Source organism: Halocella sp. SP3-1, assembly GCF_003953885.1.
Lineage (GTDB): Bacteria > Bacillota > Halanaerobiia > Halanaerobiales > DTU029 > Iocasia > Iocasia fonsfrigidae.
This window is the reverse complement of record NZ_CP032760.1, coordinates 544330-563112: the sequence shown is the minus strand read 5'-3', so window position 1 is coordinate 563112 and position 18783 is coordinate 544330. Positions and strand designations below refer to the sequence as shown.

Below are 18783 nucleotides of genomic sequence, written 5' to 3'. Positions count from 1 at the left end.
AAACACTCAAAGAATGAGTCATACTACTGTATCAAGTTAGGGCACATGTTTTTGAATTATATATGCAAGGTTGAGGTCAGTAATTAAACTATTGAGACGTTAAAACTCACTTATCCAGGTCCGATTCATGGCTGTGTTCGTGCTGCAAAGTTAACTTTCTTGAGTGTTCTGTTTAGATGTGTAGTGTCTGTATTGCCCCATTTTAAGAAATTTTTATTTATTGATTAAGTCTGGATGGCGAAGCTATTTTGTTAGGTATAGGAAAATATGTTTTTTCGGGATTATGGATAACTTTAAAGACCGACCAATATATTTACTTGCCTTGTAGTGCACCACAGGTACTCCGTATTTAAGCAGAGCGCACAAGAACAGTTTGAGGTTGCACTATGGCGTCCTGCCTTCGTTTACTGTCGAGAAATTGTCTTCCGGCTCACTGACTCTTCTTTTTATAACGCATGGTCGAGTCAGTATCAGGCCATCGAGGCCAAGTTCCATGCCTCCAGACAATTTTAGAGTCGTCCAGTAAATATATTGGTCTGGTTTATTATGATGAGTAGTTAACTTTGAGTGAAAAGTGGTTCTAAGAAAAATACTAATAATTATTGATTAAGTCTGGATGGCGTAGCCATTTTGTTCTAGGTTAAACAGAAAAAATATAATACTTGATATAGCTGTTTCACGTGAAACAGAGGTATTAGTATTATATTATAACAAGCTATATAGAGGTGTAAAAAATGTTTATATTAATTGTTGGTGGAGGGAAAGTTGGCAGGTATCTTATTAAGGAATTTTCTAATAAAGATTATAAGGTTGTTTTAATAGAACAAGATTATGATAAGGCTGTTAAAATTGAGGAAAAATATGATATTGAGGTTATTTGTGGTGATGGTTCTGAACAGGATGTTTTAGAGAAAGCAGGAATTGAGGAGTGTGATATTCTTCTGGCAGTAACGGAGGATGACCAAGATAATTTGGTGATTTGTCAATTAGCAGAACGTCAGTATAATATTCCAAGGACCTTTACTACTGTAAACACTCCTGGTAATGAAAAACTATTCAACTGGCTGGGTGTTAATGTAGCGGTTAGTAGTGCTTCGATTTTAGCTGGACTGGTGGAATATGATGTTACTTTAAGTGATCTTAATGTTCTTTTAAAAAAAGACCAGGATCAACTGCGTTTAACCAGGGTGTTAGTAAGGGAAAATTCTAGTATTGTAGGTCAAAAAGTGAAAGATATTGAATTGCCTTTGGAATCAGTATTGGTTACAATACTTCGTGGTGATAATACTATAGTCCCCCGAGGAAATACGAAAATTATGGGTAATGATCTAATCTTAGTTCTAACAAAAAAAGAACTGAGCGGGGAATTAGTAAAGATATTTAACAAATAGAATAGAGGTAATAGTTTATGTTAGGATCAGTTATAAATTTTGTGGCAATTATTATAGGGGGAATTACTGGAATCTTATTTAAGGATAGTTTTCCTAAAAAAATTCAAAATACAGTGATGCAGGGATTGAGTTTGGCGGTTATCTTAATTGGTTTACAGATGGCTCTGCTTACCGAAAATATATTAATTGTTATTTTTAGTCTGGTTATTGGTGGAGTGATTGGTGAGTCAATAGATATTGAAAAGAACTTAGAGAGAGTAGGAAAGATGCTTAAAAGCAGCTTTCAGCAGGAAAATGACCTGTTTGTGCAGGGTTTTGTTCAGGCAAGTCTGGTTTTTTGTGTAGGTTCGATGGCTATAATGGGGGCAATCCAGGATGGACTAAATAATGACCCTAGTATTTTAATTAATAAATCTCTACTTGATGGTGTTGCATCTGTTGCTTTTTCAGCTACCTTTGGGATAGGTGTTTTGTTTTCATCAATACCAGTTTTATTGTATCAGGGGGGATTGACTCTATTAGCATCTTTTGTTGAACAATATCTTACTGACCCTATGGTTAATGAAATGACTGCCACAGGTGGGTTATTAATTATGGCTATTGGTTTAAATATTATGGGTGTAAGTAAAATTAAAGTTGCTAATTTGCTACCAGCCCTAGTGATAGCAATTATTGGAGTAGCAGTTATATAAATATTTATTATAACTTGTACTATTTTTTAAATGGCAAATATATATATCACAAGAAAAGAATTACAAAAAAAAGTAGTAAAAAAGTAGCATTTTATGACCTTATACCTAAAGGAATTTTTACATTAAAGGAGAAATATATATAATACACTCATAATTATTACACTCACAATTATTTTTTCTTTTAATATTAGGAGGGAAACTGCATGAAGTTAAGAAAAAAACTTATTTCTTATTTGTTTGAAAAAGTAGATATTACAATTATACCATCTCCCAAAAAGAAAATTAAAATGTTTAAAATGAGGCGTATTACTCCAATATTGATAATAATAATAGTACTAGGGAGTATTACTACCTTATCCTTTCTTTATAAACATTATCAGTCCGGTTTTTTTTCAGTATCAGATAGATTAGTTCAATTAAAGGGAGTTAGGGCTGAAAATGAAAAACTCAAAAATGAATTATTTGTTTTAACTCAAGATACAGAAGAACTAAAAGAAAATCTCTCCAGATTAAAAGAATATAATGAAGAAATTAAAGAAATGATTAATATAGATAGAGGTACACAGGCTGCTAGTGATCAACAGGATTTAAAACTTCAGACTTTTCTTTCCTATAACCAAAGTGTTTTACAGCAGGGTTTGCCAGTAGGTGGTGGTAATATACATCTATATTATCAGGCTCCTGATGAGATTATTGCCAGGGCTAAAAGAAATATAAACACCTTAAAAAAAGAATTGCCTACCCATGAAGAAGATCTAAATAATTTAGAAATGTCAGTTAAAGAGTATAATGACCTGCAAGCTGCAACACCTAAAATCTGGCCTATAGCTGATAAAGGAGATGCCTATATATCCTCAAGGTTCGGCTGGCGCTCTGATCCTTTTTCAGGAAAACAGCAGATACATGAAGGGCTTGATATTGCTACCTGGTATAATACTCCGGTTTTGGCTACAGCAAATGGTGTAGTAAAATTTGTGGGGAGAAAAGGTGGTTATGGTTTAATGGTGATTATACAGCATGGTTTTGGTTTTGAAACAAGGTATGCCCATCTTAATAAATTTAAAGTAAAAAGAGGACAGAAGGTTTCACGTGGAGATATTATAGCCTTGAGTGGAAACTCTGGGAAAAGTAGTGGGCCACACCTTCATTATGAAGTAAGAAAAAATAATATTCCACAAAATCCAGAAAATTATATTGGGAGGTAGCTTATGTTAGGGAGTAAAGATAAAAAAATTGAAGAAGCCAAGGGAAAAGTCGAAACTATACTGGGTACAGGAACAATTATAGAAGGAGATATCCATACAAAAGGTTCTTTAAGGATTGAGGGTGAAGTTAAAGGTAATATTAAAGCAGATGGGGATGTTTTTGTTGGGGAAAATGGTAAATTAATAACAGAAGTAAAGGCCCGTAAAGTAGTAGTGGCAGGAAAAATAGAAGGAAATATAAATGCTTCACAAAAGGTTGAGATACTGCCGAGTGGTAAAATTATTGGTGACTTACAGACTAAAACACTTAAGATTGAAGAAGGAGCCCTTTTTCAGGGAGCAAGTAAACCACTTGATGAAGGATTTAAGAAGTCTGCTGATCCTGTAAACAAGGCTAAAAAAGAAGCTGCAGCTGTCAAAAAATAATAAACAAATCTAATCAATTGCACTCATTTCTTTATGGAAGGTATTTACTGCCATTTCCAGGGCAGAGCTAATAGTTTCTGCCATCTTTAAAACGATGCTTAATCGGGTGCTCTGTAATACGAGGTATTCCATATAACCGCCAATATTGACAAGGCCTGTTATGTGCATATCACCTATTTCAGGAAGTTTTTTATTAACACCGGTCCCTGGTTGTAAGGGGCCTTTTTTTACATCTATAAATCCTACACTACTCTGTTTACCAAGACCGGCATCTATAGCAATGATAAAGGGATTATTATATTTAGTATTTATTAGCTCAATGATTTCTTTTAAATTACTGGCATGAACTGGATTGTGAACAGTACCTATAATATTAGCATTAAAAAAAGGCAATTTTTTTAATAATGTACCGGTTAATGGCCCCAGGGAATCACCTGTAGAACGGTCAGTTCCAATACAAAGGATAATTAGCTCCTTATCAATAGTATAATTTTGTTTAACGGCCTGATTATAAATAATTGATTTTAATAAAACATCAGAATTATTATCATCTATGTGAACACGTTTTTTTTCAAAAAACATACTTCTATCCCCCTTATATTCCTATATATATGAATTAATATGTGTAATAATTCATTAATTTATACCTCTTAAATAGCATAGATATAGAAGAGGGAAGAGGCAGGGGGTAGAAATGAAGAAAATTACTACGATTATTAGAATAGCCTTTATTTATGTAGGGGCAGTTGTAGGTGCAGGTTTTTCTTCAGGACAGGAAATATGGAAGTTTTTTGCCTGCCATAGAATACATGGTCTTTATGGTATTGGTTTAGCTGGAGTATTTTTTACAGGACTGGTGCCTAGGTTTTTTGTTTTAGGGAAAAAAATTGGAGCAAAAAGTTATCAAGATTTTTTTTATGGTTTTTTACCGCCATTAATAGCAGTGGTATTTGATATAATATATAGCTGTTTTTTAGTAGGTAGTGTCTCTGTAATGATAGCAGGGGGAGGTACTGTTTTTAAAGATTTTTTGGGTTTGTCTTATTATTTTGGTTTGTTTATTAGTATTACTTTTGTTTATCTAACCCTTTATCTTAAAACAGAGGGGATATTTACTGTAAATAATATATTGATACCAGGACTAACTATAATAACAATTTTAACAATTACATCTTTTTTTAGAACTCAACAAATAGATGTTTTTGATGGTTTTTTGCCTTTGAAGATAAAGGGCTGGCAGCCAATTATTGATGGTTTAATCTATGGAGCATATAATACAGTAATGGCAGTTGCAGTAATGACAGGAATAGTAGCAAAGAAGGATGATAAGTTAATTATATTAGGGGGTATCACTGGTGGAGGTATTTTATTTTTTCTTTGTATAATTCTATTTGCTGCCCTATTAACGGCTTTTAAAACAGTACCTCAAGAAGAGATACCTATGTTTTTTATTGCTGGCAGAGTCAGCAATAAGATGTATTTGGCTTATATAGTAGCACTATATTTTGCAATGATAAGCACTGGTATTGCAAATCTATATGCCTTTAATAGACGTATTACTTCCCTTTTATCAATAAGCTATGAAACAGGGCTTTTTATTACCTTATTTATTATTATTCCTTTTGCTTGGTCTGGATTTGGAAATCTAGTGGGATGTTTGTATCCAATTTTTGGATATTTATCCCTATTTATAATTCTCTATTATATAATTCTTTTATTTAAGGTCAAAAATATAAAAAAAATATAAAAAGTAAGAAGGAGATTATCTTTAAAGTAAGAATATAAATATATATTAAGTTTATAATATAATATTGTTCCGGATGAATTTCAGGAGAGAGACCTTTTTTAAGGCGCCGAAGGAGATAAGGTGGAACCACTAAAACTCTCAGGCAGAAGAATTCTGAAAGGACGGGTCTCTGAACTGACTGGACAGAGGGGAATCAGTAATTTTACTGGTTTCCCTCTTTTTAATATAGTATGTGTTTTTGAGATTGTGGATAACTTTAAAGACCGACCAATATATTTACTTACCTTGTCGTGCACCACGGGTACTCCGTATTTAAACAGAGCGTACAAGAAAATTAATGTTGCGCTACAGCGTCCTGCTTACGCTTACTGTCGAGAAATTGTCTTCCTGTTCACTAACTCTTCTTTATTATTGCGCATGGTCGAGTTAGTATCAGGCCATCGAGGCCAAGTTCCTACCTCCAGTCAATTTCTAGAGTCGTACAACAAATATATCTGTCTGTATTAAGCTAGCCTAGTAATAATTTTTATTCTATAGCGACTCTAACTTTTTGTGGAGGCAGGACGCCGGAACAAAAAGTTGTGACAGAGAGCGGAGGCATGGATGCCGGAGTGAACGACAAGCGGTAGAATGAAAATTATTACGGTAGTATCAGGCTGGCGAATACATTTTGTTCAAACGAAAAGATAAAAACTAGGGAGGGGTTAGATGAAGAGAACACCATTATTTAATGTGCATAAGGAACTGGGGGCTCGCTTAATAGATTTTGGTGGTTGGGAGATGCCAGTACAGTATACTAGCATAATAGAGGAGCATCAGACAGTACGAAAGCAATGTGGACTGTTTGATGTATCCCATATGGGAGAAATATATTTTTCAGGGGGTGATGCCTTAAAAAACCTTAATTACTTGATAACAAATGATATTAGCCAGATAGCTGTTGGGCAAGTTGTATATACACCACTTTGCAATCATCATGGTGGTGTACTGGACGATTTATTGGTTTACCGCTTAGGAGAAAATGAATTCTTACTGGTAGTTAATGCCTCTAATATTGAAAAAGACTACCAATGGATTAAAGATCATGTCAATGGGGAAATTACCGTAAAAGACCTTTCTTCAGACTTTGGTCAGCTTGCTTTACAGGGGCCAGAATCAGAAAAAGTATTAAATAAACTGACAGATATTAAGCTGGCTGATATGAAATATTACAGATTTAGTAGAGGGAAATTGGCTGGTGAAGATGTACTATTATCTAGAACAGGCTATACAGGTGAGATTGGTTTTGAGATATATTTATCTCCTGCTAAACTTGAAGAGATCTGGCATGAAATAATTGATGCTGGGTTGGGTTATGGTATAAAACCTATAGGTTTAGGAGCAAGGGATACCTTAAGATTGGAAAAGGGATTTTGCTTATATGGTAATGAATTAAGTGAAGGGGTAAATCCCTGGCAGGCAGGTTTATCATGGACAGTTAAATTAAATAAAAGAGATTTTATTGGTAAAGATGCTTTATTAGAGAGCAGACAGGGATATAATAGGGTACTGAGGGGCTTTAAAGTAATAGACAGGGGTATTCCGCGGAAGGGCTATAAAGTTAGCAGAGACAAAAAAGAGGTAGGGATAGTGACAAGTGGCAGTTATTCACCAAGTCTTAAAGAGAATATTGGTCTGGCTTATCTGGAAAAGGATGTTGCCGGGACAGGTAGTGAACTAGATATAATTATTCGAGAAAAACCAGTTAAGGCTTTAGTTGTTGAGAAACCATTTTTATAAGGAGGAATTTTTAAATGTTGTTACCAAAAGACCTGTATTACACAGAAAATCATGAATGGATATTTGTGGAAGGAAAAAAAGGGACTATTGGGGTGACAGAACATGCCCAGAAGGAAATGGGAGATATAGTATTTGTAGAATTACCAGAGATTGGTGATGATTTTGAACAGTTTGATTCTTTTGCAGTCATTGAATCAGTTAAAGCTGTATCAGATGTTTACCTACCAGTAGGAGGAAAGGTAATAGCTATTAATCAAGATATCCTTGAACAGCCAGAATTGGTAAATGATGAGCCCTTTGAAAGTGGCTGGTTAGTTGAAATAGAAATTAGCAATTTAGATGAACTTGAATCATTAATGGATGATGAGGCCTATGCACATTATCTAGAGGAGGGTAAATAGGTGGATTATATAGCAAATACCCCCCAAGAAAAGGAAGAGATGTTGGCTGCTATTGGTGTTCAAAAAATAACAGAACTATTTTCAGGGATTCCTCGTAAAGTAAAACTAGACAGCCCACTGGGTATACCTGCTGGAATATCTGAAATGGAGTTGGTTCATGATTTAAAAGAGATAGCCCAAAAAAATTTGTCTCTGGGAGAGGTAATATCCTTCCTAGGGGCTGGTGCTTATGACCATTATATCCCTGCTATAGTAGATCATCTCATCTTAAGATCAGAGTTTTATACAGCATATACCCCATACCAAGCAGAATTAAGCCAGGGGACACTACAGGCTGTCTATGAATATCAAAGTATGATATCAGATTTAACAGCTATGGATTTAGCCAATGCCTCTTTACTGGATGGTGGTTCTGCTCTTGGGGAAGCGGTTTTAATGGCCTCCAGGATAAGCAGAAAAAAGAAAATATTAATCTCTCAGTCCCTCCATCCAGCTTATCGTGAGGTAGCTAGGACATATGGTAGACAGCAGGGCTTAGAGTTTATTCAGTTACAATTAAATAACACAGTAACAGACCTATTAGAATTAGAAAAAACAATTGATCAGGAAACTGCAGCTGTGGTTGTTCAATACCCTAACTTTTTTGGTTCTATTGAAGATATGAACAGGATTGAGAATATTATTTCACCATATAAAAATGTTTTATTATTAATGGTTGTTAATCCCCTGGCATTAGGCCTTTTAAGACCCCCGGGAGATTTTGGGGCTGATATAGTTATTGGTGAAGGCCAGGTCTTGGGTAGTCCTCTTAATTATGGTGGGCCATATCTTGGTTTTATGGCTGTGAAAAAGAGATACCTCAGACAGATGCCGGGAAGAGTTGTTGGAGCAACGACTGATGAATCAGGCAAGAGGGGTTTTGTACTTACCATGCAGACCAGGGAACAACATATTAGACGGGAAAAGGCTACTTCTAACATCTGTACCAATGAAGCACTTAATGCCCTGTCTGCTGCAATATATATGTCAATAATGGGTAGGCAGGGATTAAGAGAGGTTGCCGAACAATGCTGTAAAAAAGCCCATTACCTGGCTAACAGAATAAATAAAATACCTGGTTTTAAAGTAGTGAATAAGAGTGATTATTTCCATGAATTTTTACTAGAAACTGATTATAGTATAGATAAAGTTAAAAAAGAAATGTCAAAAAGAGGTGTCATAGCTGGGGTAGATATTAGTAGATTTGACTATAAAAAAGAAGGCCTTTTAGTTTGTGTTACGGAAAAAAGAAATAGGGGAGAATTGGATAAATATCTAACAGTACTGGAGGCGATTTCAGGTGAGTGAACCACTAATAAAGGAATATAGTAGTCCAGGTAGAAAGGGATATTCTTTACCGCCTTTAGATGTGCCAGATATAAATTTAGAGGGGGAATTAAACCCGAAATTTATCCGTCAGCAATTGGATCTTCCAGAGCTTAGTGAAGTTGATGTGGCCAGGCATTTTACCAGTTTGTCACAAAAAAATTATGGGGTTGATTCAGGGATTTATCCCTTAGGTTCCTGTACTATGAAATACAACCCTAAAATCAACGAAGATATTGCCCGAATTGAGGGCCTGAGTAATTTGCATCCTTACCAGGAAGATAAAGACCTCCAGGGTTCATTAAAAATTCTCTATGAACTTAAAAATAATCTAGCTGAAATAAGTGGAATGGATGAGGTTACCCTACAGCCTGCATCAGGTGCTCATGGAGAACTAACAGCTTTAATGATTATCAAGCGGTATTTCAAAGATAAAGGGGAAGAGAGGAAAAAGATAGTTGTCCCGGATTCAGCACATGGGACTAATCCAGCCAGTGCAGCTATGGCAGGGTTTGAAGTAGTCGAATTAAAGTCTAATGAAAGAGGTATGATTGATTTAGATAAATTGAGGGGTCTGGTCGATGAGGATACAGCTGCCTTGATGTTAACTAATCCCAATACCCTGGGTATCTTTGAAAGGGAAATCCTTGAAGTGGCTGAGATAGTTCATGGTGTTGGTGGTTTATTATACTATGATGGAGCCAATATGAATGCCATTATGGGTTATGTTAGACCTGGAGATATGGATTTTGACCTTATGCATTTTAATCTACATAAGACATTTTCTACACCACATGGTGGAGGTGGACCAGGTTCAGGACCTGTTGGGGTCAAAAAATTCCTTACCTCATATTTACCAAAACCAGTACTGATAAAAGAAGGGAATTTTTTTAAATGGGAATACCATAGACCTCATTCCATTGGTAGGGTTCATAGTTTTTATGGTAACTATAGTGTTATCTTAAGGGCTTATGCCTATATTAAGGCACTTGGTGCCGATGGTTTAAGAAAAGTTACCGAGAATGCTGTTTTAAATGCCAATTATATGAAAGCCAAACTAAAAGATGTTTACTACCTACCCTATGAAGAAGATAGCTTACATGAATTTGTTTTATCAGCCAGTAAACAGAAGGAAAAAGGCGCTACTACTTTAAATATTGCCAAAAGGTTATTAGACTATGGGCAGTATGCCCCAACTATTTATTTTCCACTGGTGGTTAAAGAGGCCTTAATGATCGAACCAACAGAAACGGAAAATATCACAACTCTCAACAAATTCATTGCAACAATGATAAATATTTCCCGGGAAATAGAAAATAATATCGAAATAGTTAAAAATGCTCCCCATAATACAACAATAAAAAAACTGGATGAGGTTAAGGCTGCCAGAAAACCTGATTTAAGGTGGTAGTATCAGGCCATTGAGGCCAAGCTCCTACCTCCAGACAATTTCTAGGAGTCGTCCAGCAAATATATTTGTCTGTTTTATGATAACAAGTGACTTTGTGTAAGAAAAATTGCTATTTAAAGATTAATAATTGTTGATTAAGTCTGGGTGGCGAAGCCACTTTGTTTGCTTTTGCTAAATTGATAACTATCATATATAATTATAGATGGTTCTATTAACTTATTATAGATTGCCGCATATAATAAGTCGAAATGCAAAAAGGGGGTTTAAAAAATTATAGAATATATTACTACAATGGTAAATGATTTTACCGGTGTATTTTCCTCAGAGCTTTTATGGAGTTATCTAATCAAAATAGTAAATAGTATTATCGTGTTAATCATAAGCGGTTTAGTAATTAAATTTGGTAATAAGTATATTGATAATTTATTAAAAAGAGAGAGGGAAAAATATATAAGACGGAGGAATACTCTTATCCTGTTATTAAGGAGTGCCTTGCGTTATGTAATTTATTTTATCTCAAGTATTATTATCCTATCTATTTTTAATGTCCCGGTGGCGTCACTCTTAGCTGGTGCTGGTATCATTGGGTTGGCTGTGGGTTTTGGGGCTCAGAGTCTGGTCAAAGATATTATAAATGGTTTTTTTATTCTTTTTGAAGACCAGTTTGCTGTAGGGGATTATATCAAAGTGGCCTCTGTTGATGGAGTTGTTGAGGAACTGGGTCTAAGAACAACCCGGCTCAGGAGTTTTGCCGGGGAGATTCATATTATACCAAATGGGGAAATAAGCCAGGTGACTAATTATTCCTCAGGGAATATGAGGGTAATGGTTGATGTTGGTGTGGCCTATGAAGAGAAACCCTCCCAGGTAATAGATGTTCTGGAAGAACTAGCAGGTGAAATCGCTCTGGAAAAGAGTGAGGTGATTACTGATGGGCCTACTGTTCTGGGTGTCCAGGAATTAGCTGTTTCAAGTGTAGTAATCAGGATATGGGCTAAGGTAAAACCCATGGAACAGTGGCAGGTAGCGCGCTATATTAGGCAGCGTATTAAGGAGAGACTGGATGAAAGGGGTATTGAAATAGCCTATCCTCATGTGGTATTATTATCAAAAGAGGGTTCAGTTGAGGAAACAGTTGTTAAATAATTACTTCATATGGGAGGTAGGATAATGGATAAGAGGGAATATGAAATAGGTGATTTAGTTCGTTTCAGGAAAAAACATCCCTGTGGAGGAGACACCTGGGAGATAACCAGAATAGGTATGGATTTCAAGGCAAAATGCACTACCTGTGGTAGGTTAATAATGCTACCCAGGAGGAAGTTTGACAAGAGTGTTAAGGAGAAAGTAATGGAGAGTGAAAATAAATGAAACTAGGAATCGTAGGACTGCCAAATGTAGGGAAATCAACCCTTTTTAATGCCTTGACCAAAGCTGGGGCAGGGGCTGAAAATTATCCCTTTTGTACTATTGATCCGAATGTAGGGGTAGTTAATGTCCCTGATAAGCGTTTAGAAGTACTTAATGATATGTACAATCCCAGGAAAAAGACACCTACAACCATAGAATTTGTAGATATTGCTGGTCTGGTAAAAGGTGCCAGTAAGGGAGAGGGTTTAGGTAATAAGTTTTTAGCCCATATCAGGGAAGTGGAGGCCGTAGCACAGGTTGTCAGGTGTTTTACTGATAATAATGTTACACATGTTGATGGTGATATTAATCCTTTAAGGGATATAGAAATAATAAATACCGAATTAATCCTGGCTGACCTATCTGCAGTTGAACGCAGGATGGCCAAAACCTCAAAAATGGCCAAAAGCGGTGAAAAGGAATACATAGAAGAATTACAGGAACTGGAGCTTTTGCAAAATAGCCTGGAAGAGGGAAAGAATATTCGCCAGCTTGATTTAGAGGAACAGGGCCAAAGGCTGGTTAAAGAACTCCAGTTATTATCAGCAAAACCGATTATCTATATAGCCAATATTGATGAAGGTGATGTTGGAACAGCTGATAATGAAATGGTTAGTCAGGTAAGGAAACATGCTGCTGGCGAAAATGCCCGGGTAGTAACCATAAGCGCTAAGATTGAAGCAGATATTGCCGAATTAGATGAGGAAGAGGCAGGTTTGTTCTTGGAAGAGATGGGGCTTAAAGAATCAGGCCTGGATCGGGTGATAACTGCTGGCTATGAACTCCTTGATTTGATAACTTTTTTTACGGCAGGTGAAAAAGAAGTAAGGGCCTGGACTGTCAGGAGGGGGTCATCTGCCCCTGAGGCTGCTGGTAAGATTCATACTGATATGCAACGGGGGTTTATCAGGGCAGAGGTAGTAAGCTATGATGATTTGATTACTTCCGGTTCTATCAGTGATGCCAGAGAAAAGGGTTTGTTGAGATTAGAAGGCAAGGAATATATTATGCAGGATGGGGATGTATGTTATTTTCGTTTTAATGTCTAGTTATTATTAATAATTATTATTGAATCTTAATATAGAAAGAAGAATCGTAGTTATTTACGGTTCTTCTTTTTTTATTTACTTAGCTTTTAGTAATTTTTGTTTTTTAGCTCAGATAATATAAAAATTCCTTGACATGAACAAAAAGAAAGTATATAATCAAAAATGAAAGGAAAAGAACACAAACATAAGTATAAGCGAGTTGATAAAATTGTTTGCTGAAGAAAGAAAAGAAAAAATAATTAAAAATCTTAACAAATATAATCGGGTTCAAGTGAAGGAATTGAGTAATGAATTTAATGTATCTGAGGTAACAATAAGAAGAGATTTAGGTGAACTAGAAGAAGGTGGTTATTTACTTAGAACACATGGGGGTGCGGTCTCTGTTTCTTTTAGCAAAAGTTATGAACCATCTTTTGAAGATAAAGCAGATAAATTTAAAGAAGCCAAAAGAGAAATCGGTTATAAAGCTAGTCAGCTAATAAAAGAAGGAGATACTATACTTATCGATGCTGGAACTACTACCTTACAGATTGTTGGAAAATTAAAAAACATTAATAAATTGACATTAGTAACAAATTCATTTGATATTTTTAATGAAGTAAAACAATTAGGTAGGGAAATAGAAGTGGTTTTTATTGGTGGGACTTATAAATATAACACAAGGGCTTTTGTTGGTTCTCTGGCAGAAAAAACTTTAAAAGAGCTTAGGGTTGATAAGGCTTTTCTTGGAAGCAATGGTTTTACTATAAGTGATGGATTTACTACACCTGATTTAACAGAGGCTAGTATTAAAAAAGTTATGATTGATATTGCTCAAGAGGTTTATATGCTTGTAGATCATTCTAAATTAGGAAAGGTTTCTTTTTGTAAATTTGCTGGTCTTAAAGATATAGACTATTTTGTAACTGACCAGCTTGATAAGCAATATATTACCAAAATTGAAGAGGCAGGGGTTGAAGTAATTTTATGATCATTACTGTAACTTTAAATCCAGCTATAGACAAGACAATAATGATTGACCGATTGACTCCTGGTAAATTAAACCGGGTAAAGGAGGTTATAACCTTACCAGGAGGAAAGGGCATTAATGTAGCACAGGTGGTACATCAAATGGGAGAAAATGTTCTGACTACTGGTATATTGGGTGGCAATACAGGGGATGCTATTAAAACTTTTTTAAGAAAAAAAAAGTTAAAGGCAGATTTTATTTCTTCCAATTATGCCACACGACAAAATATTAAAATACTGGAAACTACTATTAGCCGGGAAACAGAGATCAATGAACCAGGGAAAGTAAGCAAAAATGATTTTAAGGCCCTGGAAAAAAAATTGCGAGACTACCTTGCTGTGGGTAATTTGATAGTCATGGCAGGTAGTATCCCTCATGGTTTGTCATCTAACACATATAATCATTTAATAAGGCTTTGCAAAGAAGCTGAAATTCCAGTAATAGTTGATACTTCAGGTAATAATTTAAAAGAGGTTTTAAAAGAACAGCCTTTTTTAATTAAGCCCAACTTACATGAAGCCCAGGAGTTAATTGGGGAAGAAATTAAAAATGAAAAAGATATGAAAGAAACTGTAAATTATTTTTTGGCTCAAGGAGTAGAAATAATAGTTATTTCTATGGGTGCCAGGGGAGCAATCTTTGCTAATAAAAAGAATTGTTATTATCTTAAAACACCACAGGTTAGTGTTTCTAATACAACTGTTGGGGCAGGTGACTCTATGGTTGCTGGACTGGCTGTTGGTTTACAAAAAAATATGCCTTTTAAAGAAATAGCTTGTTATGCAGCAGCTATTGCAACAAGCTATGTAAAATTAGGAAAAATTGAACTTTTAAATAAGGAAATGATTAAAAAAACTAAAGAAAAAATCACTATAAAAATTATTTAGGAGGATATTATGGGATTAAAAGACTTTATTAAACCAGAATTAATAAAGATGGAATTGGAGAGTCAAGACAAAGAAGGTGTTATTAAAGAACTTATAAAATTATTGAAAGAACAAGATTATATAACTGATGAAAAGAGTGTTTTTCAATCTGCTATGGAGAGAGAAGAAAAGAGTACAACTGGTATAGGGAATGGAATAGCTATTCCCCATGTGAAAAGTAAAGCTGTAAAAAAACCAGCTATTGTATTTGGCAGATCTAAAAAAGGGATCAATTTTCAATCCCTTGATAAAAAACCTAGCTATTTATTTTTTCTGATTGCTGCGCCAGAAAAATCTAAAGACCAGCATTTAAAATTATTAGCTAAACTTTCCCGCATGTTAGTACATGAAGACTTCAGGGAAGCCTTATTGCAGGTTTCTACCCCTGAAGGGCTCAGGGAGGTGATTGTTGTCAGGGAAAATAGTTTCAAATAATATGTATTACATCTAAATTAAAAGGGGAGGATTTATTTATGAAAAAAATTGTTGGGATCACATCTTGTCCGACTGGCATTGCTCATACTTATATGGCTGCTGAGTCATTGGAAGAAGCAGCAAAGAAAATGGGCATAACTATGAAGGTAGAAACACAGGGTAGTGTTGGGGTAGAAAATGAATTAACAGCAGAAGATATTAAAGAGGCTGAAGCTGTTGTTATTGCTGCAGATGCTAATGTAAAACTAGATAGGTTTAAAGGGAAGTATATTGTAAATGTAGCAGTAGGTGATGCTATTGATAACCCAGAGGCTTTAATTAAACAGGCCCTTGAAGGCGCAGAAAAGGGAGAAACTACAAATATAAGTGAAGGCACTTATGATCAGGTTATGAATCTAAAGGCTGAAAGAAAGTCACAGAGAAGTGGAGCTTATAAACACCTAATGACAGGGGTTTCCCATATGATTCCCTTTGTAGTAGCAGGTGGTCTGGCTATAGCCCTTTCTTTTGTTTTTGGCTATAAGGCCTTTGAACAGGAAGGGACTTTGGCTGCTGCTTTAATGCAGATAGGTAGTGGGTCTGCTTTTGCTCTGATGGTACCGGTAATGGCTGGTTATATTGCTTATTCCATTGCTGATCGTCCTGGACTGGCACCTGGTATGATTGGGGGTATAATAGCTAATTCAATTGGAGCAGGCTTTTTAGGTGGGATAATCGCTGGTTTTTTGGCTGGTTATATAGCTCAATGGTTAAAGAATATTATAAAACTTCCCAGGAATTTTCAGGGATTGTTGCCTATCTTAATTTTACCTTTATTATCGTCACTGACAGTAGGGTTATTAATGATATATGTTATTGGTAAACCAGTACAGAGTATTATGGTAGGATTAACAAATTGGCTCCAGGCTATGAGTGGAACAAATGCTGTTTTATTAGGTGTGATTTTAGGGGCAATGATGGCTTTTGATATGGGTGGTCCTGTAAATAAAGCAGCTTATACCTTTAGTACTGGACTTTTGGCTTCAAATGTATATGCCCCTATGGCTGCAGTAATGGCTGCTGGTATGACTCCACCATTGGGATTAGCTCTGGCCACTGTTCTATTTAAAGATAGATTTAGTCGGGCTGAGGTAGAAGCTGGAAAAGCTGCCTGGGTTCTTGGGGCCTCCTTTATCACGGAAGGAGCCATACCTTTTGCAGCTGCTGATCCGTTAAGAATAATACCCTCAATAATGACGGGTTCAGCAATAACTGGTGCTTTAGCAATGCTATTTAATACATCTTTAAAAGTGCCACATGGTGGTATATTTGTATTGCTTATTCCTAAAGTAGTGGGCGGATTAGTCCCATATATATTAGCTATTATAATCGGCACACTAGTTACCGCATTAATGGTTAGGGTCTTAAAACCAGTAGTACAGTAGAATAAAACTTAGTAACTAAATTTATAATAAATTAAATAACAATTGAAGTAAGGGGATGATATAGTGCTTCAAGATAAGATAAGAATTGTCAATGAAAGTGGTCTACATGCTAGGCCTGCTACACTTTTAACACAGAAGGCAGCCAATTATAAATCAGAAATATTAATTATATATAATGATAAGGAGGCCAATGCCAAAAGCATATTGAGTGTAATGTCTCTGGGTGTTAGCTGTGGCAAGGAAATAACTTTAAAAGTCGAGGGAGAAGATGAAGAGAGAGCTCTCAAGGAATTAAAAGAATTTTTTGCCTCAGGCATGGGTGAAGAGGAGTAATATTATGGCTAAAAGATATAATGGTATTCCGGTTTCTAAAGGAATAGTAATAGGAACAATATATAAATACCTAGATGAAATGCCAACTGTTGAAGTGCGCAGAATTAGCCGTGAAGAAATCAATTTTGAACTAGACAAAGTTAAAATTGCCAGAGAAAAAGCCTCCTGTTTTTTAGAAAAATTAAAGGAAACAGCAGAAAAAGATCTGGGTACTGAAGGTAGTATGATCTTTGAAGCAACAATTGCGATGCTTAATGACCCGGTGCTTGTGGAAGATATTAAAAAAAATATAAAAGATGGTTTAATCAATGCCGAGGGAGCAATTAAAAAAGCAATTGATTCTATGGTTACCAAGTTTAAGGGTATAGATGATGAATATTTTCAACAGAGGATACCTGATGTCCAGGATGTGGGCAAACACCTTTTGAGGGCTTTAAAAGGAGAATTCAGCTTAGTCAGTGAGATTCCAGACGAAGCGATAGTAGTTAGTTGTGATCTGGCTCCTTCAGAAACCGCGTTGCTGGATAAAAGTAAATTAAAGGGTTTTGTTTTAACTAAAGGAGGCCAGACTTCCCATACAGTTATTCTAGCCAGGGGATTGATGCTGCCTGCAGTAATAAAGGTAGAGATTGATTTGTCTACAGTTCAGACTGGGGATAGAATAATTCTCAATGGTAACACAGGAGAGGTTATTTTAGAACCAGACAGTATAGACTTAACTAAATATGAGGTTAAAATAAGAGAATATCAAGAAAAACAAAAAAAGTTAGCTGAATTAAAAGATAAGCCAGCTATAACCCGTGATAACTTTAAAATTCAATTAGCTGCCAATATGGGTACAGATGATGAACTAGATGCCATACTTGATACCAATAGTGATGGTATTGGTCTCTTTAGAACAGAGTTTTTATATATGAATAATAACAGCCTACCAGATGAAGAGACCCAATATCAGGTTTATAGAAAAGTTGCTAAAAAGATGAAAGATAAGCCGGTTATTATTCGTACCCTGGATATTGGTGGGGATAAAGAATTACCTTATCTTGAATTACCCCGGGAAATGAATCCCTTTTTAGGTTTCAGAGCTATCCGTTTTTGTCTGGAAAGGGAAGACATTTTTTTAGTTCAGCTTAAAGCGATTCTTCGGGCAGCTCACTATGGTAACTTGAAAATTATGTTTCCTCTTATTTCCTCTTTAGAAGAACTTGATAGAGCTAAAAAATTACTTGATAAAGCTAAATTAGAATTAAATGAGGCTAAAATATCCTTTAACAGTGACATTGAGGTTGGTATGATGATAGAAGTCCCTGCTGCAGCCATTATGGCAGATGAACTAGCCAGACAGGTAGATTTTTTTAGCATAGGGACCAATGACCTGATACAATACACTATGGCTGTCGATAGAACAAATGAATTAATTGCCGGACTCCATAATCCATATTATCCTGCTATTATAAAACTAATAAAAAATATTGTTGATGCTGCTCATCAGGCGGGTATTTGGGTAGGAATATGCGGTGAAGCTGCTGGGAATCCATTCTTAACCCCCATATTTATTGGGATGGGTATAGATGAACTCAGCATGAGTGTTGGTTCCATTCTGGAGATAAAGCAATTAATCAGGAAATTAGACCAGAAGGAATGTAAGAAAAATCTTGTTCAGGTTATTAAGTTAACTACAGCAAAACAGGTGAAAGAATATTTAAAAACTTTGTGAATAGTAAAATAAGCTGGCCCATAGTACCTATGGGCTACTTATCTGTCTAATTAATCATTAATA

19 protein-coding genes and 1 riboswitch are annotated in these 18783 nt (G+C 35.6%); of the genes, 18 read left to right on the top strand and 1 reads right to left on the bottom strand.

Going from position 1 to position 18783, the window contains the following annotated elements:
* Positions 1 to 734: 734 nt before the first annotated feature.
* The 4 genes from D7D81_RS02665 (at position 735) to D7D81_RS02650 (ending at position 3714) form a co-directional block, all read left to right on the top strand.
* Positions 735 to 1391, top strand: a complete 657-nt coding sequence (locus D7D81_RS02665) for a potassium channel family protein (RefSeq protein WP_125987075.1) — start codon at positions 735 to 737, stop codon at positions 1389 to 1391.
* Positions 1392 to 1408: 17 nt separating this feature from the next.
* Positions 1409 to 2083 (top strand): DUF554 domain-containing protein, encoded by a 675-nt coding sequence (locus tag D7D81_RS02660; RefSeq protein ID WP_125987073.1) that lies wholly within the window; start codon positions 1409 to 1411, stop codon positions 2081 to 2083.
* A 203-nt stretch (positions 2084 to 2286) separates the two neighbouring features.
* Positions 2287 to 3288 (top strand): M23 family metallopeptidase, encoded by a 1002-nt coding sequence (locus D7D81_RS02655; RefSeq protein WP_125987071.1) that lies wholly within the window; start codon positions 2287 to 2289, stop codon positions 3286 to 3288.
* A 3-nt stretch (positions 3289 to 3291) separates the two neighbouring features.
* A complete protein-coding gene (locus D7D81_RS02650; protein WP_125987069.1) occupies positions 3292 to 3714 on the top strand; it encodes a bactofilin family protein in 423 nt (140 codons plus the stop codon).
* A 9-nt stretch (positions 3715 to 3723) separates the two neighbouring features.
* On the opposite strand, the gene yyaC is transcribed toward D7D81_RS02650, so the two are convergent.
* Positions 3724 to 4296: a spore protease YyaC gene (gene yyaC / locus D7D81_RS02645; RefSeq protein WP_125987067.1), complete on the bottom strand. Its 573-nt coding sequence runs from the start codon at positions 4294 to 4296 to the stop codon at positions 3724 to 3726.
* Between the two features lie 112 nt (positions 4297 to 4408).
* Here yyaC and D7D81_RS02640 point away from each other — a divergent pair, with 112 nt between their 5' ends.
* The 14 genes from D7D81_RS02640 (at position 4409) to ptsP (ending at position 18720) form a co-directional block, all read left to right on the top strand.
* On the top strand, positions 4409 to 5461 hold the full coding sequence (locus tag D7D81_RS02640) for a YkvI family membrane protein (RefSeq protein ID WP_125987065.1): 1053 nt from the start codon (positions 4409 to 4411) through the stop codon (positions 5459 to 5461).
* A 73-nt stretch (positions 5462 to 5534) separates the two neighbouring features.
* A riboswitch (glycine riboswitch) is annotated at positions 5535 to 5625 on the top strand.
* Between the two features lie 544 nt (positions 5626 to 6169).
* The gene (gcvT, locus tag D7D81_RS02635) at positions 6170 to 7240 is read left to right on the top strand and encodes a glycine cleavage system aminomethyltransferase GcvT (protein ID WP_125987063.1); all 1071 of its coding nucleotides are present in this window, start codon (positions 6170 to 6172) and stop codon (positions 7238 to 7240) included.
* A gap of 14 nt (positions 7241 to 7254) precedes the next feature.
* Complete coding sequence (gcvH, locus tag D7D81_RS02630) at positions 7255 to 7641, top strand: glycine cleavage system protein GcvH (RefSeq protein WP_125987061.1); 387 nt, start codon at positions 7255 to 7257, stop codon at positions 7639 to 7641.
* Entirely contained in the window at positions 7642 to 8988 is a 1347-nt protein-coding gene (gene gcvPA, locus D7D81_RS02625; RefSeq protein WP_125987059.1) for an aminomethyl-transferring glycine dehydrogenase subunit GcvPA, read from the top strand.
* The gene (gene gcvPB, locus D7D81_RS02620) at positions 8981 to 10417 is read left to right on the top strand and encodes an aminomethyl-transferring glycine dehydrogenase subunit GcvPB (protein ID WP_125987057.1); all 1437 of its coding nucleotides are present in this window, start codon (positions 8981 to 8983) and stop codon (positions 10415 to 10417) included. Before gcvPA ends, gcvPB begins: the two co-directional genes overlap by 8 nt.
* Before the next feature lie 291 nt (positions 10418 to 10708).
* A complete protein-coding gene (locus tag D7D81_RS02615; protein ID WP_125987055.1) occupies positions 10709 to 11563 on the top strand; it encodes a mechanosensitive ion channel family protein in 855 nt (284 codons plus the stop codon).
* 24 nt (positions 11564 to 11587) lie between these two features.
* Positions 11588 to 11788: a DUF951 domain-containing protein gene (locus D7D81_RS02610; RefSeq protein WP_125987053.1), complete on the top strand. Its 201-nt coding sequence runs from the start codon at positions 11588 to 11590 to the stop codon at positions 11786 to 11788.
* Entirely contained in the window at positions 11785 to 12876 is a 1092-nt protein-coding gene (gene ychF, locus D7D81_RS02605) for a redox-regulated ATPase YchF (RefSeq protein WP_125987051.1), read from the top strand. Before D7D81_RS02610 ends, ychF begins: the two co-directional genes overlap by 4 nt.
* A 199-nt stretch (positions 12877 to 13075) precedes the next feature.
* The gene (locus D7D81_RS02600; protein WP_286170106.1) at positions 13076 to 13846 is read left to right on the top strand and encodes a DeoR/GlpR family DNA-binding transcription regulator; all 771 of its coding nucleotides are present in this window, start codon (positions 13076 to 13078) and stop codon (positions 13844 to 13846) included.
* Positions 13843 to 14772 carry a 1-phosphofructokinase gene (gene pfkB, locus D7D81_RS02595; RefSeq protein ID WP_125987049.1) on the top strand — a complete coding sequence of 310 codons (930 nt, stop codon included), beginning with the start codon at positions 13843 to 13845 and terminating at the stop codon, positions 14770 to 14772. Before D7D81_RS02600 ends, pfkB begins: the two co-directional genes overlap by 4 nt.
* A 9-nt stretch (positions 14773 to 14781) precedes the next feature.
* Complete coding sequence (locus D7D81_RS02590) at positions 14782 to 15246, top strand: PTS sugar transporter subunit IIA (protein WP_125987047.1); 465 nt, start codon at positions 14782 to 14784, stop codon at positions 15244 to 15246.
* Between the two features lie 38 nt (positions 15247 to 15284).
* Positions 15285 to 16670 (top strand): PTS fructose transporter subunit IIC, encoded by a 1386-nt coding sequence (locus D7D81_RS02585; RefSeq protein ID WP_125987045.1) that lies wholly within the window; start codon positions 15285 to 15287, stop codon positions 16668 to 16670.
* 63 nt (positions 16671 to 16733) lie between these two features.
* Positions 16734 to 17003, top strand: a complete 270-nt coding sequence (locus D7D81_RS02580) for an HPr family phosphocarrier protein (protein WP_125987043.1) — start codon at positions 16734 to 16736, stop codon at positions 17001 to 17003.
* A gap of 4 nt (positions 17004 to 17007) precedes the next feature.
* Positions 17008 to 18720: a phosphoenolpyruvate--protein phosphotransferase gene (ptsP, locus tag D7D81_RS02575; protein ID WP_125987041.1), complete on the top strand. Its 1713-nt coding sequence runs from the start codon at positions 17008 to 17010 to the stop codon at positions 18718 to 18720.
* The last annotated feature ends 63 nt before the right edge of the window (positions 18721 to 18783 follow it).